Origin of the sequence: Celeribacter persicus, from assembly GCF_003050785.1 — a bacterium.
GTDB classification, from domain to species: Bacteria; Pseudomonadota; Alphaproteobacteria; order Rhodobacterales; family Rhodobacteraceae; genus Celeribacter; species Celeribacter persicus.
In genome coordinates, this window is the sequence record NZ_QAOH01000001.1 from 561,657 (window position 1) to 582,089 (window position 20,433).

Here is a 20,433-nt window from a genome sequence, read left to right on the forward strand (position 1 = left end):
ACATGGCCCGCGATCCTGAAATCGTAACTTCGATTACACGCGACGGCGTTTCGGCGGGCGGCAGCCGTTGTGCGCAATCGGGGTCACGTCACGGATCGACGTGATGTTGAAGCCGATGGCAGCGAGCGCGCGCAGCGCGGACTCACGACCCGACCCCGGGCCCTGCACTTCGACTTCGAGGGTTTTCACACCGTGGTCCTGAGCTTTGCGGCCCGCATCCTCGGCTGCCATCTGAGCGGCATACGGGGTGGATTTACGGGAGCCTTTGAAGCCCATGGTGCCAGCGGACGACCAGGAGATCGCGTTGCCTTGCACGTCGGAAATCAGGATCTTGGTGTTGTTGAAGGTGGAGTTCACATGAGCAACGCCAGCGGCGATGTTCTTGGAAACCTTACGCTTCGTGCGACGGGTATCACGTGCCATGTCTGAATACTCCCCTTACTTCTTCTTGCCGGCGATCGGCTTCGCCGGGCCCTTGCGGGTGCGGGCGTTGGTGTGGGTGCGCTGACCGCGAACCGGGAGGTTACGGCGGTGACGCAGGCCGCGATAGCAGCCGAGGTCCATGAGACGCTTGATGTTCATCTGCACTTCACGACGAAGGTCACCTTCGACGGTATAGTTGGCGTCGATGTGCTCACGGATAGCGAGGACTTCGGCGTCGGACAGCTCGTTCACACGACGGGTCAGGTCGATGCCAACGGCTTCGCAGATGGCTTTGGCGGAGGTGTTGCCAATGCCGGTGATATAGGTGAGCGCGATCGGAACGCGCTTGGCGGTCGGGATGTTGACGCCGGCGATACGTGCCACGTTGACTTTCCTTTCGTTGCGGTTCCGTAATCCCGGAACCTTTTTTCACAACGGAAGCTCGCGGGGTTGTCCCAGCGAGCCACAGCTGAATTCAGGTGATGATTGCGCCCCGGCCCTCATAAACATGATTGAAACGGCCCGTTTGCGAATCCTTTACCCCAGAGGGATGGGTTGCCATAGAGGGGAATCGCCGGAGGGTCAAGGCCTTCCGGCGACTGTCTTTAATCAGGCCAGTACTTTCTCGATGTCCGCGGCAACCTGATCCATGCTTTGCAGACCGTCAACCGTCTTCAGATTGCCTTTGGCATAGTAGTAGCCGATGAGCGGAGACGTCTTCTTGTAATATTCCATCAAGCGGATTTTGACGCTTTCCTCATTGTCGTCCGCACGCACCGGCTTGCCAGCGGCGGCGGCTTCGGCAGCGCGGTTGACAATGCGCTTGACCAGCGTGTCGTCATCGACTTCGAGCAAGATCACCGCCCCGAGCTCGGCCCCGTTGCGGGACAGCAACTCGTTCAGCGCATCCGCCTGGCCAAGAGTACGCGGGAAGCCGTCGAAGATGAAACCGCCAGCGGAACCATGCTGAATTTTCTCTTCGATCAGGCCGATCACGATCTCGTCGGTCACAAGCTGACCTGCGTCCATGATGGCCGCGACCTTGTTGCCCATTTCGGTGCCGGAGGTGCGTGCTTCACGCAGCATATCCCCGGTCGAAAGCTGCACCATGCCCCGCTCCTCCACGAGACGTTGTGCCTGTGTGCCCTTGCCCGCGCCCGGCGGTCCAAGCAGAATAATGTTCATCGTCTTGCTGTCCCTCTTTTGCTGCGCTTCCTCCCACGCAGCTGAGATTTTTCGATCAGCCCCTCATACTGGTGTGCCAGCAGGTGAGACTGGATTTGCTGAATCGTGTCCATCGTCACCGATACCACAATCAACACGGAAGTGCCGCCAAAATAGAAGGGAATGGCGAACTGGCTGCGCAGAATTTCCGGCAACAGACAAACTGCCGCAAGATAGGCGGAGCCGATCACGAGGATACGGGCCACGATGTAATCGAGGTGTTCCTCGGTCTTCTTCCCCGGACGGATGCCGGGAATGAATCCGTTCTGGTTCTTCAGGTTCTTGGCCACGTCTTCCGATTTGAAGGCGACGTTGGCGGTGTAGAAATAGGCGAAGAAAACGATCATCACCGTGAAGAACAGAAGGTAAAGCGGTTGACCCGGCCCGAAATAGGCGAGGATCGTGGACATCACCGGGCCGACATCCTGCTGACCCGAGAAGGTCGCGATAGTGGTCGGCAGCAGCAAGAGCGAAGAGGCGAAGATCGCCGGGATAACGCCCGCCGGGTTGACCTTGATCGGCAGGTGGCTGGATTGCGCGTCGTAGATTTTCATGCCCTGCTGGCGGCGCGGGTACTGGATATGGACCTTGCGTAGCGCGCGCTCCATGAAGACCACAAAGGCGATCACGGCCACGACCATAGCAATCACAATCAACGTCACGATGGGCGAGATCGCGCCGGAACGACCGGAAGCGAAAAACTGCGCCAGCGCGCCGGGAATTTCGGCAACGATGCCGACGAAGATGATCAGCGAGATACCGTTGCCGATGCCGCGGTTGGTGATCTGTTCACCCAGCCACATCAGGAACATTGTGCCGCCCACGAGGGTGATCACGACGCCCGCACGGAAATACCAGCCCGGATCATGGGCAAGGTTCCCGGCCTCAAGCGAGGCGGCGAGACCGTAGGCCTGGAACAGCGCCAGAGCCACCGTGCCGAAACGGGTGTATTGGTTGATCTTCTTGCGTCCCGCTTCACCCTCTTTCTTGAGATTCTCAAGCGAGGGCACCATCGAGGTCAGAAGCTGAACAATGATGGAGGCGGAGATGTAGGGCATGATGCCGAGCGCGAAAATGCCCATCCGCCCGAGTGCACCGCCGGTGAACATCGACAGGATACCGCCGAGGCCCGAGGCCGCCTGATCCATGAAGTCACGGAGCGCGTTGCCGTCGATGCCCGGCACCGGGATGAAGGTCCCGAGACGGTAGACGATCAACAGACCGATGGTGAAAAAGATACGCTGGCGAAGCTCCTTGGCCTTCCCGAGGGTGCCCCAGTCGAGGTTCGCCGCCATTTGTTCTGCTGCGGATGCCATATGGTCTCTCTATTCACGTCAGCGCCGCCCGTCCGGCTTTCCGGTGGGCGGCGCTTGGAAAACTCAGGTCTTGATGAAAGGGTCCGAAGCCCTTGTCACAAGCCTTATTCGGCTGCCGCGTCGGCCTTCACGGCCACGGTGAGCGAGCCACCCGCTTTTTCAACAGCTTCGACAGCGGATTTCGACGCGCCGGTCACGGAGATGGTGAGCTTGGATTTCACATCGCCTTTGGCCAGAACGCGGATGCCGTCGAGTTTGCGACGCACCAGACCAGACGCCACGAGGGTGTCTTCGGTCACATTGGCGGCGTCGAGTTTGCCGGCTTCGATGAATTTCTCGATCAGGCCGAGGTTCACGACAGCGTATTTCTTCGCGTTCGGCTTGGTGAAGCCGCGTTTCGGAAGACGCTGGTAGAGCGGCATCTGGCCGCCTTCGTAGCCATTGATGGCCACGCCGGAACGGGATTTCTGACCTTTGATACCACGGCCACCCATTTTACCTTTGCCGGAACCCGGACCACGGCCAACGCGGGTGCGGGATTTGGTTGCGCCGGGATTGTCGCGCAGTTCGTGCAGTTTCATGTCGCTTCTCCTTGCCGGATGTGCCCTCCAGCGACGGAGCGGGCAAACGCGGCTTACATGTGTTGATTCTTGCGGACACGGTTGTCCACCGGGGGCGTATAGACGGTTGTGGGCTATGGATCAAGCATCCAAGAGAACAGAAAAGGGATTACTGCTTTGTCTCGCTCTCCAGTTTTTCGAACTGTCGCTTAGCTTTTCGCTTCAAATCATCGAGCAATATTTTCAACTCCTCGATATGCAACTCAAACTCTTCGTAATCTTGAGCGTCTCTGGTTAAGAGTATAGCGTCGCCTGTCTTACTGGATTTTTCATAATTATTAAGAGTCACATGAAGTGCGGGCCAACCGCTTCCATATCGTCCGACAGCAATGCCAAAAACGTCAGTTTTAGCAAAGATTGAGAGCTGATCTTTCTTAGTGGTCATGATCTGTTTCCTTCCAAACAGCAAAACACCCCACAGTCTCCTGCGGGGTGTCGGTCTTGTCCAGCGGTCTCTGCCGACATACGGCCAAACCCTCAGTCGCGGGTGGCGCGCAGGTATTCGGTCCAGCAGGGCACCGGGCCTTTGGTCCAAGTCTCAGACAGCGCCTTCACCAGAGCGGCAAAGGGGCGCAAAGGTTGCGGGAGGGAGGCGGCGAATTGCATGTCGTATCCTCTCGGAAAATCGTGTGCGTTCAGACGCGCGCGGCGGTTTGCCGGGCGATGTCCATGATGTCGGAGCGTCCCAGACCGATGTCGTGCAGTTCGTGATCGGAGAGCGCGTTGAGCTGGTTGTAGGTTTCGGTGAAAGCGCGCTGACGGACGTGAGCCTCGCGCAGGCGGGCAAACATGGTGCGCAGGGAGTAACCGAAACCCGAAGCGCGGGTGGTATCAGTGAAGTGAGCCATTGTTCTTGTCCTTTATTGAACGGGGCCGGAATGCCCCGGTAATGGGGTCTCTTTCGATGTGCCGCCGATGTAGGGTGAGTCCGGACGCATGACATCCCCCTGTTTTCGAGAGGCCGCTATGCACATAATGCAAGCAGTTTTAAAACTGGTTAATATTTGTGCAAATTTGACTCGAAATCACTCGGCGGCCAGCCATGCCAGCGGGAATGCGACCTGACCCAGCGTTCTCCCGATTCCGACATGTCGAAAACGGAGAGATCGAAGGCAGGGATGCTCGCCATGAGATTGGCCATCCAGTCCTGCAGGGCTTTGATAAATGCGTCCATCAGTCGTCTCCTTTCACTGTCGCTCTGCCGCCCGATCCTTGTGAGCGGGTGGATTGATACAGGGAAAGTGTCACGCGAAAGTGTTAACGCGCACCGAAAGGAATGCGGCAGGAACGCGGCTTTTCTCTCAACTTGTTTCTGAAATGTTGAGGCTCAGAACAGCGCGCCTTGCACGGACTGCGCGATGCTGGAAAGCCTGTCGCGCTCCATTGGACCGACGAGGGCGTAATGCCAGAGCCCATCCTGCCAATAGACTGCGGAAAGGTCTTCCTTCTGCCCGTAACGTAGCGCCGACGCGCCGCGCGCCTGTGCAGGCGTCAGGTAGAGGGTTACACGCGCGGCCTGCGCATCTTCGTACATGAATTGTGCGGCGGCCCCTTGCTCAAAGGGCAGAAGGCGGCCACCAACGAGAGACAGGCCCGCGCCGGTCAGATCGGGGATACGCACCTCAGACCCAAGACGATTGCTGAGCCAGCCCTTGAGGTGATCGCGCTCGGAGGCGGGCACCTCGACCGGATGGACCACCTCGACGGAATAGAGCGCATGGGCGGCGGAGGCATTGGCAAGCACGTCGCTGGCCATATCCGGCACAGTCCCCCCCGCTCCCCGCGTCAAGAGACCGCCACCAAAGCCCACAGCCAATAACACAACCGCTGCGGCCAGTTGCCCCCAGATCGGGCGCGACGCGGGCTCAGCGCGGGACAGGAGGCTGTCCAGATGCGCCCCGGACGGTGTTGGAATAGCGTCGCGCAGGGTATCCATATCTTGCATCATCTCCGCAACGCGCATGGCGAGCGCACCGTCAGCCTCCATCCGGCGCTCGAACGCGAAGACCTCCTCACGGGTCATCTCGCCATCGAGATAGCGATGAATGTCGAAATCCTGCACGTCCGTCATGTCACACTCCTCAGCCGCACGGGGGTTTCAGGTGTCGGTTCCTGTTTCAAGCTCGCACGGGCGCGCGAGATCCGCGACATTACCGTGCCGACCGGAATGCCGAGGACGCCCGCAGCCTCTGCATAGCTCAAGCCGTCAATGACCACGAGTAAAAGCACATCGCGCTGCTCGGGCGGCAGCGTATCGACCCGGCGCAGCATCTCCCTCGCCTCAAGCCCCTGCTCCGCCGAAGGCTGGGCATGTGACGTGAGATCGGCCTCGTCATAGGCGACATGAATGTGCCGCACGGCGGCGGTTCGAAGCGTGTTGCGGTGAATGTTCAGCGCCATCTTGGCAAGCCAGGGCCGGATCGGACGGTCCTGTTGCCAGAGATGGCGTTTGCGCAGGGCGCGCTCGGCACAATCCTGCACAAGATCGTCCGCCCGGCTGCGGTCCCGGGTCAGTGCATAGGCATAGCGCCAGAGCGACGGCAGAGCCTCTTTCAATTCCTGTCCGAACCGGGGCATGGCGCCTCCCAGAAAGGTCATAACGGGGAGGGTTTCCCCTCCCCTGCCCGAGCGCAGTTACGGGCGGGCAACGTGCCAGACGCCGTTCACACCTTCGCCGGTCATATCGCCGGGCTTCTCGTCCTTGACCCAACCATAGAGCGGCATGCCCTTGTAAGCCACCTGCTCATAACCCTCCTTGCGCGTGACGAGGGAATAGCCAGCCGGCAGCTTCATGTCAGCATCGCCCACGACCGGCGGCCAGTTGGCGGCGCACATATCATAGCAGTTGGACACGCCCTTTTCGTCCTTATCAAAGGTGTAAAGCGTCATATGGGTACCGGCGTCCATCAGGTAGGTTTCTTCGCCCAGCTTGCCGGTCACGACGGGGGCGTCGGCGGCGAAGGCGGTGGTGGCGAAAACGGCCAGAGCGGCTGCGAGAGGAAAGGTCTTGAGCATGTCTGATCTCCAAAAAACATCGTCTGCTCAGGTGCAGACATGAGAGATACAGCGCGGAGGACAGGTTTATTCCCGATCGATGTGATTTTTTCAAAGAAAAACGCCCTACCGAAAGGCAGGGCGTTTGAAATGGTTTGGCTTCCGAATCCTGAGACCCGGATCAGCGCTCACCCACGCTCTTCGACGATTTCGACGAGGTGCGGGATGGATGCGACCATGCCACGGATGGAGGGGGTGTCCTCCAGTTCGCGGGTTTTGTGCATCTTGTTCAGGCCGAGACCGATCAGGGTCTGGCGCTGCTTGGCCGGGCGACGGATCGGGGAGCCGATCTGTTTCACAACGATGGTTTTAGCCATGGTTCAAACTCCTTACGCTTCAGCAGCTTCAGCAGCCGGCTCATCCTTTTTCAGGATGTCGGCGACTTTCTTGCCACGACGCTGAGCCACGGACCGCGGGGAGGCTTCGAGTTTGAGGCCGTCCAGCGTGGCGCGGATCATGTTGTACGGGTTCTGGGAGCCGATGGATTTGGCAACCACGTCCTGAACGCCGAGCATTTCGAACACGGCGCGCATCGGACCACCGGCGATGATCCCGGTACCTTGCGGGGCGGTGCGCATGACGACTTTACCGGCACCGTGACGACCTTCGATGTCGTGGTGCAGGGTGCGGCCTTCCTTGAGCGGGACGCGGATCATCTGACGTTTGGCTTGCTCGGTGGCTTTGCGGATGGCCTCGGGGACCTCTTTCGCTTTGCCTTTGCCGAAGCCGACGCGGCCTTTCTGATCGCCCACGACCACGAGCGCGGCGAAGCCGAAGCGCTTACCACCCTTGACGGTTTTGGACACACGGTTGATCGCGACAAGACGATCTGCGAATTCCGGGGCTTCTTCGCGCTCGCGACGATCCCGGCGGTTTTCACGTTCTGCCATAGAACTTTCCTTTTGGAGGTGGCGCTTCGAAAAACGCCGTTGAACTCGATCCTTGGTGCCTAGTGTGCTTGCCACACGGAGCCCGGATCATCGGGAAGGGGAGCTTTCGCCCCCCTTCCTCAAGTCTTAGAACTTCAGACCACCTTCACGGGCAGCGTCGGCGAGAGCCTTCACCTTGCCGTGGAAGAGGAAGCCACCACGGTCGAAGTAGCACTCTTCGACACCGGCTTTCTTCGCGCGCTCCGCGATCGCCGCGCCAACTTTGGCGGCGGCTTCGACGTTGTTCTTGCCGACCACGCCGAGATCTTTCTCGAGCGAGGAGGCGGCCGCCAGGGTTTTGCCCTGAACGTCGTCGATCAGCTGGGCGCTGATGTTCTTGTTCGAACGATGGATCGACAGGCGAAGCTTGCCGACATTGTTCTTGCGAAGTTTGTTCCGAACGCGCAGGCGGCGTTTCAGAAACAGGGTCCGTTTGCTGTTTGCCATGATGAGCGTCCTTACTTCTTCTTACCTTCCTTGCGGAAGATGTACTCGTCTTTGTATTTGATGCCTTTGCCTTTGTAGGGCTCGGGCTTGCGCCATTCGCGGATGTTGGCCGCGACCTGGCCGACGAGTTGCGGGTCGGAACCCTCGACGGTGATCTCGGTCGGTTTCGCGGACGTCACGGTGACGCCGGCGGGAACCTCGAAGTTCACCTCGTGGGAGTAACCCAGGTTGAGTTTGAGCACGTTGCCCTGCATCGCAGCACGATAACCAACACCGTTGATTTCGAGCTCTTTCTTGAAGCCGTCGGTCACACCGGTCACCATGTTGGCGACCATGGTGCGGGACATGCCCCACTGCTGGCGAGCGCGCTTGGATTTACCACGGGGGGTGACGGTGACGGTGTTGTCTTCGACAGCAAGGGTCACGTCGTCCGTGGCGGTAAAGGAATGGGTGCCTTTCGGACCCTTCACTTCGATGGTCTGGCCGGACACAGTGGCGGTAACGCCGCTGGGCAGCTCGACCGGTTTCTTACCAATACGAGACATCGAGAGACCTCCTTAGAAGACGGTGCAAAGCACTTCGCCACCAACATTGTTGGCACGAGCGTTTGCGTCCGACATCACACCCTTCGGGGTGGAGACAATCGACACACCAAGGCCCTGACGGACCGACGGGATGTCCTTGACACCGAGGTACACGCGACGACCGGGTTTGGAGACCCGTTTCAGTTCGCGAATGACCGGAGTGCCTTCGAAGTATTTCAGGCTGATTTCAAGGGTCGGGTGACCGTTGACGTCGGTGCCTTTCTCATAGCCGCGGATGTAACCCTCGTCGAGCAGCACATCCAGAACCCAACCACGCAGCTTGGAAGCCGGAGTGGAAACGGTGGATTTGCCGCGCATCTGAGCGTTACGGATACGGGTGAGCATATCGCCGATAGGATCGTTCATACTCTCTCTCCCTTACCAGCTCGATTTCACCAGACCGGGGATCTGGCCGAAGGAGCCGAGTTCCCGCAGCATGATCCGGGACACCTTCAGCTTACGATAGTAAGCGTGCGGACGGCCGGTCAGCTGACAACGGTTGTGCAGACGGGTAGCCGAGCTGTTGCGCGGCAGTTCAGCAAGCTTCAGGGAAGCGCGGAAACGCTCTTCCATCGGCTTGTCCTGGTCATAAATGACCTCTTTGAGAGCAGCGCGCTTGGCGGCGTATTGGGCCACCAGCTTCTCGCGCTTGCGCTCGCGTGCGATCATGGATTTCTTTGCCATGTTCTCAAACTCCTCGCGCGATTAGCTGTTGAAGGGCATGTTGAAGGCTTTCAACAGGCTCTTGGCTTCTGCGTCCGTCTTCGCGGTGGTCGCGATGACGATGTCCATCCCCCAGACTTCGTCCACCTGGTCGAAGTTGATCTCGGGGAACACGATGTGCTCTTTCATGCCCATGGCGTAGTTGCCACGGCCGTCGAAGGAGGTGCCGGACACACCGCGGAAGTCGCGGATGCGGGGCATTGCAATCGTGATCAGACGATCGAGGAATTCATACATGCGGTCGCCGCGCAGGGTGACTTTCGCACCGAGCGGCATGTCTTCACGAACGCGGAAACCAGCGATGGATTTCTTGGCTTTCGTGATGAGCGCTTTCTGACCGGCGATCGCGGAAAGATCTTCCTGAGCGGATTTCGCTTTCTTGGAGTCTTTCACTGCTTCCGCACCGCAGCCGATGTTCAGGACGATTTTGTCCAGACGCGGGATCTGCATGTCGTTCTTGTAGCCGAACTCTTCTTTCAGAGCAGCACGGATGCTGTCTTTGTAAGCGGCCTTAAGACGCGGGGTGTAATCGGTGGTGTCGAGCATCAGATCACGTCTCCCGTGGTTTTGGCGAAGCGCACTTTCTGATCGCCTTCCATGCGGAAACCGACGCGGGTGGCTTTGCCGTTGGCATCGAGCAGCGCGAGGTTCGACAGGTCGATCGGCATGGGCATCGGCTTACGACCACCCTGATCGCCTTGCGTGGCGCGTGCGTGACGGATGGCAATGTTGATGCCTTCCACGATGGCCTTGCCTTTGGACGGCATGACAGAGGTGATTTCACCTTGTTTGCCTTTGTCCTTGCCGGCGAGGACGACGACCTTGTCGCCTTTTTTCAGCTTAGCAGCCATTAGAGCACCTCCGGAGCGAGCGAGATGATCTTCATGAAGTTTTTCGCGCGAAGCTCACGAACGACCGGGCCGAAGATACGGGTACCGACCGGCTCGTTGTTGTTGTTGAGGATGACGGCGGCGTTGCGATCGAAACGGATCGCGGTGCCGTCTTCGCGACGGACTTCCTTGGCGGTGCGCACGACGACGGCCTTGCGGACGTCCCCTTTTTTCACACGGCCACGCGGAATCGCTTCCTTGACCGACACCACGATGATGTCGCCCACGGAGGCGTAACGACGGTGGGAACCGCCGAGGACCTTGATGCACTGAACACGGCGAGCGCCGGAGTTGTCAGCGACATCCAGATTGGTCTGCATCTGGATCATTTGGTTTCTCCCGACCTTTGGGGCGGCCTGCAGTGACCGGTGCCCCCAGGGTTTCGATTAAGCTGGGAGGAGGCTTGTCTGATCGAGATCAGGCGAGCACTTCCCAACGCTTGGTTTTCGACTTCGGTGCACATTCCTGGATGCGGACGGTGTCGCCGACGTTGAACTGGTTGTTCTCATCGTGAGCCCGGTATTTTTTGGACTTACGGATGGTCTTTTTCAGAACCGGGTGTTTGAAACGGCGCTCGACGAGCACGGTCACGGTCTGTTCGTTCTGGTTCGAGGTCACGACCCCGGAAAGAATACGTTTGGGCATAGGTCGCTCTCCTTACTCAGCCGCTTTGGCTTTTTCGTTCAGAATGGTTTTCACAAGAGCGGCCGAGCGGCGCGCCTTGCGGATCTGAGCGGTGTTTTCGAGCTGACCCGTGGCCTGCTGGAAACGCAGGTTGAAGGATTCTTTTTTCAGATTGGCAAGCTCGGTCTTGAGCTCGTCCGGCGTTTTCGCACGCAATTCCTGGGCGTTCATTTGGCGCCTCTCCTTGGTTCCTGTTAGCACCGGAATGCGCCCTTTTGGGGGTGACATTCGCTCCGGTGGGTTATGTCCATGCACACGACTCCCCGGAAAGGGAATCTGTGAGATGCCGCTCTATAAGGGGTTGGGGGTGTGGTGGCAAGGGAAAGTTCAGGTTTACGCTTGTTTTCCAGCCCCTCCGCGACGCCCTGCCTCTCGCCAAGCCCTCTCCACCGCGCTATGACAGGCCAAACCTGCAAAGGAGCCTTCCCATGGCCGACATCGAATCCCTTTTCGTCACCCGCCTCTACAAAGCGAAACTGAACGAATTCTCCCCGAAGGTCGATCAGGACGAGCTGTTCGACAGTTGCTATGCCATTGCCGAGGATGACGAGGCCGGACAGCAATGGTGCGATGAGAAGGGCTATCCGGGATATACCTCCTACGCCTCCCTCACCGACCTGCCGTGGCGTTTTCCGATCTTCAAGGACATCGTCGAGAGCCTCGATCAGCACGTTGCCAAATTTGCCGAAGACCTCGAATTCGATCTAGGCGAGCGCAAACTCGTGCTCGAAGACCTCTGGATCAACATCCTGCCGGAGGGCGGCTATCACTCCGCCCATATCCACCCGCATTCGGTGATCTCCGGGACGACCTATGTCGCCATGCCGGAAGGCGCCTCAAGCCTACGTCTCGAAGATCCACGCCACGCCATGATGATGGGCGCCCCGGCGCGCCGCAAAGACGCCCGCCGGGAGATGCAGAATTTCATCTACCTCTCCCCGGAAGCAGGCGACATCATGCTTTGGGAAAGCTGGCTGCGCCATGAGGTGATGATGAACCAGTCGGAATTCGACCGGGTCTCGGTGAGCTTTAACTATAAGTGGGGTGAGTAACGGTTCGCGCAACTGCGCGACAAACACTCCGGGGGAGTGTTTGAGTTACTAACGCGAATGAGTAACTCAACGCCGCTCCAGCGCCTTCTCGATCCGTTCCAGACGCTTCAGAACATCGTCGCGGTAGCTGTCCGTCGCGGCGTTGCTTTCCTCGGCATGGGCATCCTGCATTGAGTTCACGATCAGGCCGACCACAAGGTTCACCACCGCGAAGGTCGTCACGAGGATGAAAGGCACGAAAAACAGCCACGCATCCGGATGAACCTCCATCACCGGGCGCACCACTCCCATGGACCAGCTCTCCAGCGTCATGATCTGGAACAACGTATAGGCCGAGGACCCCAGATCGCCGAACCAGTCCGGGAAGGTCGCGGAAAAGAGCCGTGTCGCCATGACCGAGGCGATGTAGAAAATCACGCCCATCAACAGGAAGACCGAGCCCATGCCCGGCAGTGCAGAGAGAAAGCCCTCCACCACCCGGCGCAAGGTCGGTGCGACGGAAACTACGCGGAGCAGTCGCAGGATGCGCAGGCTCCGCAATACGGCAAAGCCTTGTCCCGCCGGCATATAGGACACCGCCACAATCACGAAATCGAAGATGTTCCAGCCGGAGCGGAAATAGGCAGGGCCGCGGGCATAGAGTTTTGCCAGGATTTCGACGGTGAATATGGCAAGGCAAAGCCCATCCAGAAAAGTGATCAGCCCACCCGCGCGCGCCATCACGCGAGGCGAGGTTTCCAGTCCCAGGATCACGGCATTGAACAGGATCACAGCCATGATGCCGTAGCGGGTCACGGGCCGGTCGAGGAAGGCGGCAAGCTGCGCACGCATGGGCGTCGTCTCCTTTTGGCGTGACACCGGATATGTGCATGGGGGTGATGCATGACAAGAGAGGCAGACACTTGATTTTGCACCCGCAGCATGGCTTGCTGGGCGCAGGAGTTCAAAATGCACTTCACTGTCCGCCACGAGACTCTTTATCGCTACTCCGCCCCGGTGCGTCTGGGCGATCAGCTTTTGCGGCTCAAACCCTTTGGTGTGCGCACTCTCGATCATCGTTATGAGATCAGCCCCGCCCCCGCATGGCGGGAAGAGTGGATTTCTCCGCATGGCACGCCAGAAACCCGTGTCGGTTTCCTCGGAGAAACCCGGGAGTTGCGCATCGTCAGCCGGTTTACCTGTGAAAGCATCGCCCCTCCCGCCCCCGAGACGCTGCCGCCGCTGCCGTGGGACATGCCGGATATGGCGACCTGTCTTGGGACAGGTGAGGAGAACCTGATCATCGAATTTGCGCAGCAACTGCTGCGTGACAGCAGTGCGCCCCTGCCCTTTCTCCACCATCTGACGGAAACGCTCTACGCGCGCACCCGCCGGCATATCCGCCCGACGGGCTATGCCCAGACACCCTCAGAGACGCTTTCGAGCGGCGCGGGGGCTTGCCGTGATCTCGCCGTCCTGTTCATCGCCACCTGTCGCAGCCTCGGCATCCCGGCGCGGTTCGTGTCGGGTTATCAGGCACGGGCGGAAACGCCGGATGGCAAGCGTCATCTGCACGCCTGGCCGGAGGTCTACCTGCCAGGGCTGGGCTGGCAGGGGTTCGACCCCACCCATGGGGTCGCCGTGACGGACGGGCATGTGGGTCTGGCCGCCGCTCCGGATCAGATCGGGACAATGCCGATCGAGGGCGGGTTCTGGGGCGACGGGGTGACGTCTGAGTTGAGCTTTGGGTTGGAGATTGGGGTGGAGTGAGTCTTTTCACACATCCACAGAAAAACGAACCCCCGCCGAGAGATCGGCGGGGGTTCTTTATTCTCAACCGGGCATGTTCTCATCGTTTTCTTCGAAAACGACTGCCACATGCTCGTGACAGTCCGCTTACACGGACTGCACGTTCACCAGTCTTCTTTCGCGACCGTGCGGGTTTTGATCGGGAGTTTCATCGCGGCGAGGCGCAGGGCTTCGCGGGCGACTTCTTCCGACACGCCGTCCAGTTCGAACATCACGCGGCCCGGTTTGACTTTGCAGACCCAACGGTCCACGGAGCCTTTACCTTTACCCATACGAACTTCGACGGGTTTCGCGGTCACCGGAGTGTCCGGGAAGATACGGATCCATACACGGCCCTGACGCTTCATGTGACGCGTCATGGCACGACGGGCTGCTTCGATCTGACGCGCGGTGATACGCTCGGGCTCGACGGCTTTGAGGCCGAAGGTGCCGAAGTTCAGATCGGAACCGCCTTTTGCCTGGCCGTGGATGCGGCCTTTGTGCATTTTGCGGAATTTTGTACGCTTAGGCTGAAGCATTGATCAGACCCTCCTTAGCGACGGCCGCCGCGGTCACCGCGAGGTGCCGGACCGGCTTGGGCTTCTTCGGCGCGACGGTCACGAGCCTGCGGGTCGTGTTCCATGATCTCGCCTTTGAAGATCCAGGTTTTGATGCCGATGATGCCATAGGCAGTCGACGCTTCGGCGTGGGCGTAGTCGATGTCCGCACGCAGTGTGTGAAGCGGCACGCGACCTTCGCGGTACCATTCGGTCCGCGCAATCTCGGCACCACCGAGACGACCGGCAACGTTTACGCGGATGCCGAGGGCACCCATACGCATGGCGTTCTGCACGGCGCGTTTCATGGCACGACGGAAGGACACACGACGCTCAAGCTGCTGGGCGATGGACTCGGCCACCAAGGCAGCGTCCAGTTCCGGCTTGCGCACTTCAACGATGTTGAGGTGCAGCTCGCTGTCGGTCATCGCGGCGACTTTCTTGCGCAGACCTTCGATATCCGCGCCTTTCTTGCCGATGATGACGCCCGGACGGGCGGTGTGAATGGTCACACGGCATTTCTTGTGCGGGCGCTCGATGATGACGCGCGACACACCGGCCTGCTTGCATTCTTCCTTGATGAAATCACGGATTTTCAGGTCTTCGAGAAGAAGATTGCCGTAATCTTTCGTATCAGCGTACCAGCGGCTGTCCCAGGTGCGGTTGACCTGGAGACGCATGCCAATCGGGTTAACCTTATGACCCATTAGTTTTGCTCCTCAACTTGACGCACCTTGATGGTGATTTCCGCGAACGGCTTCATGATCTTGCCGAACCGGCCACGGGCGCGCGGACGACCGCGTTTCATGGTGAGGTTCTTGCCAACCCAGGCTTCGGCGACGATGAGCTCATCGACGTCGAGGTTATGGTTGTTCTCGGCATTGGCGATCGCGCTTTGCAGGCATTTTTTCACGTCTGCTGCGATACGCTTGTTGGAGAAAGTCAGGTCGGTGAGGGCCTTGTCGACTTTCTTGCCGCGGATCATCTGAGCCACGAGGTTCAGTTTTTGCGGGGAAACGCGAAGCATGCGGGTTTTCGCCATTGCTTCGTTGTCAGCCACGCGACGGGGATTTGCAACCTTACCCATGACTTACTTCCGTTTCGCTTTCTTGTCAGCGGCGTGACCGTAATAGGTGCGGGTCGGCGCGTATTCACCGAACTTCTGACCGATCATGTCTTCCGTGACGTTGACAGGAATATGCTTCTGGCCGTTGTACACACCAAAGGTGAGACCAACGAACTGAGGCAGAATGGTGGAGCGGCGGGACCAGATCTTGATGACCTCGTTGCGACCGCCCTCGCGAGCTTTTTCGGCCTTCTTGAGGACGTAAGCGTCCACAAACGGGCCTTTCCAGACAGAACGTGCCATATCTTAGCGACCCTTCTTCCGAGCGTGACGCGAGCGAACGATGAATTTGTCCGTCGCTTTGTTCTTGCGCGTTTTCGCGCCTTTCGTCGGCTTGCCCCACGGAGTCACCGGGTGACGGCCACCAGAGGTACGGCCTTCACCACCGCCGTGCGGGTGGTCGATCGGGTTCATGACAACACCGCGGACGGACGGACGAATGCCTTTGTGGCGGTTACGACCGGCTTTACCGATGTTCTGGTTGGAGTTGTCGGGGTTGGACACGGCACCAACGGTGCACATGCATTCCTGACGCACGAGACGCAGCTCGCCAGAAGAGAGGCGGATCTGGGCGTAGCCACCGTCACGACCCACGAATTGGGCGTAGGTGCCGGCTGCGCGCGCGATCTGACCACCTTTGCCGGGCTTCAGCTCGACGTTGTGGACGATCGTGCCGATCGGCAGACCGGAGAACGGCATGGCGTTGCCGGGCTTCACGTCAGCTTTGGCGGAGGCGATCACTTTGTCGCCGACGGCCAGACGCTGCGGAGCCAGGATGTAAGCCTGTTCGCCGTCTTCGTATTTGATGAGCGCGATGAACGCGGTGCGGTTCGGGTCGTATTCGATCCGTTCCACGGTTGCAGCGACGTCAAACTTGGTGCGTTTGAAGTCGACGATGCGATAGAGACGCTTTGCCCCGCCGCCTTTGCGGCGCATCGTGATCCGTCCGGTGTTGTTCCGACCGCCGTTCTTGGTCAAACCCTCAGTGAGAGATTTGACCGGGCGCCCTTTCCAAAGCTCCGAACGGTCGATCAGAACCAGCCCACGCTGGCCAGGCGTCGTCGGTTTATACGACTTGAGTGCCATAGTTTCTGTCTTCCGTTTGCTTTGGGTCATGTGATGTAGCGTCTCGCTACGACCCGTTTTCGTCTAAGGCCGGGGGCTCTCGTGACTGTCGTCTGACCCTCGTCCCACACAAATCACGGGCCCCAAGAACGAATCCGGGACCGTGAGATGGGCGGGGTATAGTGGGTGTTGGAGGGGGAGTCTAGGGATTAATACTCACTCGACACATCATTCTGGAGAAGCCTGAAACTCATCAGCAAGCAGAAGGAAACGCGCTTCTCCTTCAGGAACGTCTTCAGGGTTTGCTAAGTTGGTAGTAAGATGAATCGACGACAACTCAACGGCGTCATCTCCAACCATTTCAAAATAAGACAAAAGCGACAAAATAGAGTCTCTTACAGCGGCGTATTGATCCCTACGCTCAACCAAAGCTGCTTTCAGCCGCGCAATTTCATTAGGGAAATTTCTTTTTTCTTCGTTAAATTTCACATTCTCTCTGATCGTGTAAGTAACCACAAATTCTCTACATCTCCCATTGATAATGAAACCCGGCGGGCAATCCATCACATGTCGGCGTCCGCTTTCCGGAAGATCCGAGGCAAGAACATAACTAAGCTTATCGAGATCTATCAACTGATCTGAGAAATTATGTGAGGTTATGTATTTTGACTGTAGAGCAGTAAGTAAATCGTTATGAGCCTTCCTCATGTTGTCTCGTACGTCAAGAAATAGCGGCAACATGACGCCACTCTTGCCAAACACCAAATCACGAATGACTTTTGTGGCCCTACCTTCGGTAATGATGAGTGCGAATTCGCACCATTTCAAAAGCGGAATGATTTTGCTTAACCGATACTCATTCAACATGAGATAGGTAAGGCCAGCGCTGTAGGTTTCCCAACCTGTCGCGTTAATCCTGAAACGACGCCGCTCAAAACGATTCAATGAGAAATAAGTATTCTGAATGGAAATAAGTTCGGAATACTTTTCTTCCAAAAAATGTGTCCCGACAACTTCATCGACAATTTGCCTGATTTCTGCAGGAAGGCGATCAAGACGATCAAGTATTTCCTCGTTCTGTGATGAAATATGGTTGAGCTTTTCATCCATCTCTTTCAGATAATCTTGAATTTCGCTCAAACGACCAAGAATTTTTCTGTTTTCTGATCTCGTCGCAAAAAAACCGACAACAGATGCAGCCCCGCCGATTACACTTACTGCATTAGCCGCGTACGCGAGCTCAGACGCAGGTATCCCAAGAAAAGACTCAAGTTTGCCAACTGGTGGCTTAATCTCATCAGTCATAAAATTTCACCTTCGGTTCTCTATTACCCATAATATTCAGCGTGGCCTATCCAAGGCTTCATTTCACTCACTTCCTTTTAGATCACTCACTGATTTCAAGAAATTTTCAGCCACTGCGACTTAAATTTGCAAGAAAATTAAAAAAAGCCCCCCGGCTCTCACCGAGGGGCTTCTTCATTTCTCCCGATCTAAGCGATGTGCTTAGAGACCGGTGGACACGTCGATCGCGTTGCCGTCTTCGAGGGTGACGTAGGCCTTTTTCACGTCCTTACGCTTGCCCGGCATGCCGCGGAAGCGTTTGGTTTTGCCTTTGGTGACAACGGTGTTCACCGCTTTCACCTTCACACCGAAGAGCGTTTCCACAGCTTCTTTGATCTGCGGTTTGTTGGAGTCGATGGCGACTTCAAAAACCACGGCACCGTTTTCAGAAGCCATGGTGGCTTTCTCGGTGATGATCGGTTTGCGGATCACGTCGTAGAGTTCAGCTTTGTTGGTCATTTCAGGCGAGCCTCCAGAGCTTCGACACCTGCTTTGGTGATCACGAGCGTGTCACGTTTCAGGATGTCGTAAACGTTGGCGCCAATGGTCGGCAGCACGTCCACACCGGCGATGTTCGCAGCCGCAGCTTTGAAGTTCGCGTCGATGTCGGCGCCGTCGATGATCAGCACGCGTTTCCAGCCCTGTTCCTTGACAGCTTTGGCCAGCAGAGCGGTTTTGGCTTCGGCGAGTTTCGCTTCGTCCAGAACCACGAGATTGCCGGTTGCGGCTTTCGCGGAGAGCGCGTGTTTCAGACCGAGCTTGCGGAATTTCTTCGTCAGCTCATGGCCGTGAGACCGCGGGGTCGGGCCTTTGTAGATACCACCTTTGCGGAAGATCGGCGCCTTGCGGGACCCGTGGCGGGCGCCACCGGTGCCTTTTTGGCGGTAGATCTTCTTGGTGGAGTAGGACACTTCGGACTTCGTCTTCACCTTGTGGGTGCCGGCTTGCGCGTTGTTACGCTGCCAGCGGACCACACGGTGCAGAATGTCAGCGCGCGGTTCGAGGCCGAAGAGAGCTTCGTCCAGATCCAGCGTACCGGCCTTGGCGCCGTCGAGTTTGATCACGTCAAGTTTCATGCTTCACCCCCTTCTGCCGGAGCTTCTTCGGCCGGAGCCGCAGTTGCTTCAGAGGCAGCGGATTTCAGAGCAGCCGGAAGCGGAAGATCAGCCGGAGCTGCTTTCTTCACGGCGTCTTTGATGGTGACCCAGCCGCCTTTGGAGCCCGGAACAGCGCCTTTGACCATGATCAGGCCACGGTCGGCGTCGGTGCGGACAACCTGGAGGTTTTGGGTGGTGACACGGGCAGCACCCATGTGACCGGCCATCTTTTTCCCTTTGAACACACGGCCCGGTTCTTGACACTGACCGGTGGAACCGTGGGAACGGTGGGAGATGGACACACCGTGGGAGGCGCGCAGACCACCGAAGTTGTGGCGTTTCATGGCACCGGCAAAACCTTTACCGATGGATGTGCCGGAAACGTCAACGAACTGACCTTCGAGGTAGTGATCAGCGGATATTTCCGCACCCACTTCGATCAGCTTGTCTTCATCCACGCGGAACTCGGCCACTTTGCGTTTCGGGGCCACATTCGCCGCAGCGAAGTGACCACGCATAGCTTGGGAGGTCCGTTTTGCTTTTGCGGAGCCAGCGCCGAGCTGAACGGCGGTGTAGCCGTCTTTCTCGGTGGTGCGCTGTGCAACCACTTGCAGATTGTCGAGTTGAAGAACGGTGACAGGAATCTGTTTGCCGTCTTCCATGAAGAGGCGGGTCATGCCGACCTTCTTCGCGATAACACCAGAGCGCAACATCTCTATTGCCCTCCTCAGACTTTGATCTCGACGTCCACACCAGCGGCGAGGTCGAGCTTCATCAGCGCGTCCACGGTCTGGGGGGTCGGATCAACGATGTCGAGAAGACGCTTGTGCGTCCGGATCTCGAACTGGTCGCGGGATTTCTTGTCGATGTGAGGGCCACGGAGAACCGTGAACTTCTCGATCTTGTTCGGCAGGGGGATCGGGCCACGGACCTGAGCGCCGGTGCGCTTCGCCGTGTTGACGATTTCCTGGGTCGATGCGTCGAGCACGCGGAAATCGAACGCCTTCAGCCGAATACGAATGTTCTGGCCTTGCATTGCGTTGCCTTTCTTAGGCTTATTGAGGTTGAGAGGAAGATGACCGCTCATCGGGCACCCTCGTCGAACCTTATGAAGCGGGAGCTCAGGGTTTGAGCGAATCCCTCTTCATGCGCTCTCTGGGCAGAGAACTCGCGCGATATAGAGGGGTATGGGCCTTGTGGCAAGAGTTATCACCTGAAAAGCGAAAACTATCCTTTCAAGCGTCAAAGCTTTGGCAATGAGCGATGCCTTTCACTCATTTACCAGATTGACAGAACCTAAAATCCCGACAAAATCAGTATGAATTTATTAACCCATAATTAATGGAGCCATTATCATGCCCATTTTGAGCTACCTCCCGAAATTCGGACACTGACGTAAGCTGCGATTTGTAGTCTGCTGATCTTCAACACGCAGGAGATATGTCGAAACGGAAGCAACATCACCCAGAGTTCAAAGCCAAGGTGGCGTTGGCAGCGCTGAAAGGCGAAGAAACAGTCAGCGAGCTGGCCA

The 20,433-nt window shown here is 57.9% G+C and carries 36 protein-coding genes; 2 read left to right on the forward strand and 34 right to left on the reverse strand.

The features are described 5' to 3' along the window. Positions 1–33 precede the first annotated feature (33 nt). The 23 genes from rpsK to rpmC form a co-directional block, all read right to left on the reverse strand. The gene (rpsK, locus tag C8N42_RS02870; protein ID WP_066707113.1) at positions 34–423 is read right to left on the reverse strand and encodes a 30S ribosomal protein S11; all 390 of its coding nucleotides are present in this window, start codon (positions 421–423) and stop codon (positions 34–36) included. A gap of 15 nt (positions 424–438) precedes the next feature. Continuing rightward, positions 439–807, reverse strand: coding sequence for a 30S ribosomal protein S13 (rpsM, locus tag C8N42_RS02875; RefSeq protein ID WP_107815003.1), 369 nt, complete (start codon positions 805–807; stop codon positions 439–441). A gap of 225 nt (positions 808–1,032) precedes the next feature. Then, positions 1,033–1,608, reverse strand: a complete 576-nt coding sequence (locus C8N42_RS02880; protein WP_107815004.1) for an adenylate kinase — start codon at positions 1,606–1,608, stop codon at positions 1,033–1,035. After that, a complete protein-coding gene (gene secY / locus C8N42_RS02885) occupies positions 1,605–2,963 on the reverse strand; it encodes a preprotein translocase subunit SecY (protein WP_107815005.1) in 1,359 nt (452 codons plus the stop codon). The genes C8N42_RS02880 and secY overlap by 4 nt, the downstream gene beginning before the upstream one ends. 104 nt (positions 2,964–3,067) lie before the next feature. Continuing rightward, positions 3,068–3,544 carry a 50S ribosomal protein L15 gene (gene rplO / locus C8N42_RS02890; protein ID WP_107815006.1) on the reverse strand — a complete coding sequence of 159 codons (477 nt, stop codon included), beginning with the start codon at positions 3,542–3,544 and terminating at the stop codon, positions 3,068–3,070. Positions 3,545–3,692: 148 nt separating this feature from the next. Next, the gene (locus C8N42_RS02895; protein WP_107815007.1) at positions 3,693–3,968 is read right to left on the reverse strand and encodes a hypothetical protein; all 276 of its coding nucleotides are present in this window, start codon (positions 3,966–3,968) and stop codon (positions 3,693–3,695) included. A 92-nt stretch (positions 3,969–4,060) separates the two neighbouring features. Next, positions 4,061–4,189, reverse strand: a complete 129-nt coding sequence (locus C8N42_RS22055) for a hypothetical protein (protein ID WP_281261407.1) — start codon at positions 4,187–4,189, stop codon at positions 4,061–4,063. A gap of 29 nt (positions 4,190–4,218) precedes the next feature. Continuing rightward, positions 4,219–4,431: a DUF1127 domain-containing protein gene (locus tag C8N42_RS02900; RefSeq protein ID WP_107815008.1), complete on the reverse strand. Its 213-nt coding sequence runs from the start codon at positions 4,429–4,431 to the stop codon at positions 4,219–4,221. A 149-nt stretch (positions 4,432–4,580) separates the two neighbouring features. After that, positions 4,581–4,757 (reverse strand): hypothetical protein, encoded by a 177-nt coding sequence (locus C8N42_RS21485; RefSeq protein ID WP_170109168.1) that lies wholly within the window; start codon positions 4,755–4,757, stop codon positions 4,581–4,583. 153 nt (positions 4,758–4,910) lie between these two features. Next, positions 4,911–5,654, reverse strand: coding sequence for an anti-sigma factor family protein (locus tag C8N42_RS02905; protein ID WP_107815009.1), 744 nt, complete (start codon positions 5,652–5,654; stop codon positions 4,911–4,913). Further along, positions 5,651–6,160 carry an RNA polymerase sigma factor gene (locus C8N42_RS02910; protein WP_107815076.1) on the reverse strand — a complete coding sequence of 170 codons (510 nt, stop codon included), beginning with the start codon at positions 6,158–6,160 and terminating at the stop codon, positions 5,651–5,653. Before C8N42_RS02910 ends, C8N42_RS02905 begins: the two co-directional genes overlap by 4 nt. Positions 6,161–6,217: 57 nt before the next feature. Continuing rightward, positions 6,218–6,598 carry a COG4315 family predicted lipoprotein gene (locus C8N42_RS02915; protein ID WP_107815010.1) on the reverse strand — a complete coding sequence of 127 codons (381 nt, stop codon included), beginning with the start codon at positions 6,596–6,598 and terminating at the stop codon, positions 6,218–6,220. 167 nt (positions 6,599–6,765) lie between these two features. Continuing rightward, entirely contained in the window at positions 6,766–6,954 is a 189-nt protein-coding gene (gene rpmD / locus C8N42_RS02920; protein WP_066608627.1) for a 50S ribosomal protein L30, read from the reverse strand. 12 nt (positions 6,955–6,966) lie between these two features. Further along, a complete protein-coding gene (gene rpsE / locus C8N42_RS02925) occupies positions 6,967–7,527 on the reverse strand; it encodes a 30S ribosomal protein S5 (protein WP_107815011.1) in 561 nt (186 codons plus the stop codon). A gap of 126 nt (positions 7,528–7,653) precedes the next feature. After that, positions 7,654–8,013, reverse strand: a complete 360-nt coding sequence (gene rplR / locus C8N42_RS02930) for a 50S ribosomal protein L18 (protein ID WP_107815012.1) — start codon at positions 8,011–8,013, stop codon at positions 7,654–7,656. An 11-nt stretch (positions 8,014–8,024) separates the two neighbouring features. Continuing rightward, the gene (rplF, locus tag C8N42_RS02935; protein WP_107815013.1) at positions 8,025–8,558 is read right to left on the reverse strand and encodes a 50S ribosomal protein L6; all 534 of its coding nucleotides are present in this window, start codon (positions 8,556–8,558) and stop codon (positions 8,025–8,027) included. A 12-nt stretch (positions 8,559–8,570) separates the two neighbouring features. Further along, positions 8,571–8,963, reverse strand: a complete 393-nt coding sequence (rpsH, locus tag C8N42_RS02940) for a 30S ribosomal protein S8 (RefSeq protein WP_066707071.1) — start codon at positions 8,961–8,963, stop codon at positions 8,571–8,573. A 12-nt stretch (positions 8,964–8,975) separates the two neighbouring features. Further along, positions 8,976–9,281, reverse strand: a complete 306-nt coding sequence (gene rpsN / locus C8N42_RS02945) for a 30S ribosomal protein S14 (RefSeq protein WP_043868457.1) — start codon at positions 9,279–9,281, stop codon at positions 8,976–8,978. Positions 9,282–9,302: 21 nt separating this feature from the next. Next, positions 9,303–9,866, reverse strand: a complete 564-nt coding sequence (gene rplE / locus C8N42_RS02950; protein ID WP_107815014.1) for a 50S ribosomal protein L5 — start codon at positions 9,864–9,866, stop codon at positions 9,303–9,305. After that, on the reverse strand, positions 9,866–10,171 hold the full coding sequence (gene rplX, locus C8N42_RS02955) for a 50S ribosomal protein L24 (RefSeq protein WP_107815015.1): 306 nt from the start codon (positions 10,169–10,171) through the stop codon (positions 9,866–9,868). The genes rplE and rplX overlap by 1 nt, the downstream gene beginning before the upstream one ends. Further along, positions 10,171–10,539 (reverse strand): 50S ribosomal protein L14, encoded by a 369-nt coding sequence (gene rplN / locus C8N42_RS02960; protein ID WP_009574016.1) that lies wholly within the window; start codon positions 10,537–10,539, stop codon positions 10,171–10,173. The genes rplX and rplN overlap by 1 nt, the downstream gene beginning before the upstream one ends. Positions 10,540–10,627: 88 nt before the next feature. Then, positions 10,628–10,855: a 30S ribosomal protein S17 gene (gene rpsQ, locus C8N42_RS02965; protein WP_066707060.1), complete on the reverse strand. Its 228-nt coding sequence runs from the start codon at positions 10,853–10,855 to the stop codon at positions 10,628–10,630. A gap of 12 nt (positions 10,856–10,867) precedes the next feature. Beyond that, the gene (gene rpmC, locus C8N42_RS02970; RefSeq protein WP_107815016.1) at positions 10,868–11,065 is read right to left on the reverse strand and encodes a 50S ribosomal protein L29; all 198 of its coding nucleotides are present in this window, start codon (positions 11,063–11,065) and stop codon (positions 10,868–10,870) included. 257 nt (positions 11,066–11,322) lie between these two features. Between rpmC and C8N42_RS02975 the strand changes: the two genes are divergently transcribed. Next, a complete protein-coding gene (locus tag C8N42_RS02975) occupies positions 11,323–11,946 on the forward strand; it encodes a TIGR02466 family protein (protein ID WP_107815017.1) in 624 nt (207 codons plus the stop codon). A gap of 66 nt (positions 11,947–12,012) precedes the next feature. On the opposite strand, the gene C8N42_RS02980 is transcribed toward C8N42_RS02975, so the two are convergent. Continuing rightward, positions 12,013–12,777 carry an ion transporter gene (locus C8N42_RS02980; protein ID WP_107815018.1) on the reverse strand — a complete coding sequence of 255 codons (765 nt, stop codon included), beginning with the start codon at positions 12,775–12,777 and terminating at the stop codon, positions 12,013–12,015. Positions 12,778–12,894: 117 nt separating this feature from the next. On the opposite strand from C8N42_RS02980, the gene C8N42_RS02985 reads away from it, so the two are divergent. Then, positions 12,895–13,695: a transglutaminase family protein gene (locus C8N42_RS02985; RefSeq protein WP_107815077.1), complete on the forward strand. Its 801-nt coding sequence runs from the start codon at positions 12,895–12,897 to the stop codon at positions 13,693–13,695. A gap of 143 nt (positions 13,696–13,838) precedes the next feature. On the opposite strand, the gene rplP is transcribed toward C8N42_RS02985, so the two are convergent. The 10 genes from rplP to rpsJ form a co-directional block, all read right to left on the reverse strand. Beyond that, the gene (gene rplP / locus C8N42_RS02990) at positions 13,839–14,252 is read right to left on the reverse strand and encodes a 50S ribosomal protein L16 (protein ID WP_107815019.1); all 414 of its coding nucleotides are present in this window, start codon (positions 14,250–14,252) and stop codon (positions 13,839–13,841) included. 14 nt (positions 14,253–14,266) lie between these two features. Then, positions 14,267–14,977: a 30S ribosomal protein S3 gene (gene rpsC, locus C8N42_RS02995; RefSeq protein WP_107815020.1), complete on the reverse strand. Its 711-nt coding sequence runs from the start codon at positions 14,975–14,977 to the stop codon at positions 14,267–14,269. Next, positions 14,977–15,357 (reverse strand): 50S ribosomal protein L22, encoded by a 381-nt coding sequence (rplV, locus tag C8N42_RS03000; protein ID WP_107815021.1) that lies wholly within the window; start codon positions 15,355–15,357, stop codon positions 14,977–14,979. The genes rpsC and rplV overlap by 1 nt, the downstream gene beginning before the upstream one ends. A 3-nt stretch (positions 15,358–15,360) precedes the next feature. After that, positions 15,361–15,639, reverse strand: a complete 279-nt coding sequence (gene rpsS, locus C8N42_RS03005; protein ID WP_107815022.1) for a 30S ribosomal protein S19 — start codon at positions 15,637–15,639, stop codon at positions 15,361–15,363. A 3-nt stretch (positions 15,640–15,642) separates the two neighbouring features. After that, positions 15,643–16,482 carry a 50S ribosomal protein L2 gene (gene rplB, locus C8N42_RS03010; RefSeq protein WP_107815023.1) on the reverse strand — a complete coding sequence of 280 codons (840 nt, stop codon included), beginning with the start codon at positions 16,480–16,482 and terminating at the stop codon, positions 15,643–15,645. Positions 16,483–16,689: 207 nt separating this feature from the next. Next, positions 16,690–17,766, reverse strand: a complete 1,077-nt coding sequence (locus C8N42_RS03015; protein ID WP_107815024.1) for a hypothetical protein — start codon at positions 17,764–17,766, stop codon at positions 16,690–16,692. Positions 17,767–17,967: 201 nt separating this feature from the next. Then, positions 17,968–18,264 carry a 50S ribosomal protein L23 gene (locus tag C8N42_RS03020; protein ID WP_096806453.1) on the reverse strand — a complete coding sequence of 99 codons (297 nt, stop codon included), beginning with the start codon at positions 18,262–18,264 and terminating at the stop codon, positions 17,968–17,970. Then, positions 18,261–18,881: a 50S ribosomal protein L4 gene (gene rplD / locus C8N42_RS03025; protein WP_107815025.1), complete on the reverse strand. Its 621-nt coding sequence runs from the start codon at positions 18,879–18,881 to the stop codon at positions 18,261–18,263. Before rplD ends, C8N42_RS03020 begins: the two co-directional genes overlap by 4 nt. Continuing rightward, the gene (rplC, locus tag C8N42_RS03030; RefSeq protein WP_211309140.1) at positions 18,878–19,612 is read right to left on the reverse strand and encodes a 50S ribosomal protein L3; all 735 of its coding nucleotides are present in this window, start codon (positions 19,610–19,612) and stop codon (positions 18,878–18,880) included. Before rplC ends, rplD begins: the two co-directional genes overlap by 4 nt. A gap of 17 nt (positions 19,613–19,629) precedes the next feature. Beyond that, positions 19,630–19,938: a 30S ribosomal protein S10 gene (gene rpsJ / locus C8N42_RS03035; protein ID WP_066707020.1), complete on the reverse strand. Its 309-nt coding sequence runs from the start codon at positions 19,936–19,938 to the stop codon at positions 19,630–19,632. Positions 19,939–20,433 lie beyond the last annotated feature (495 nt).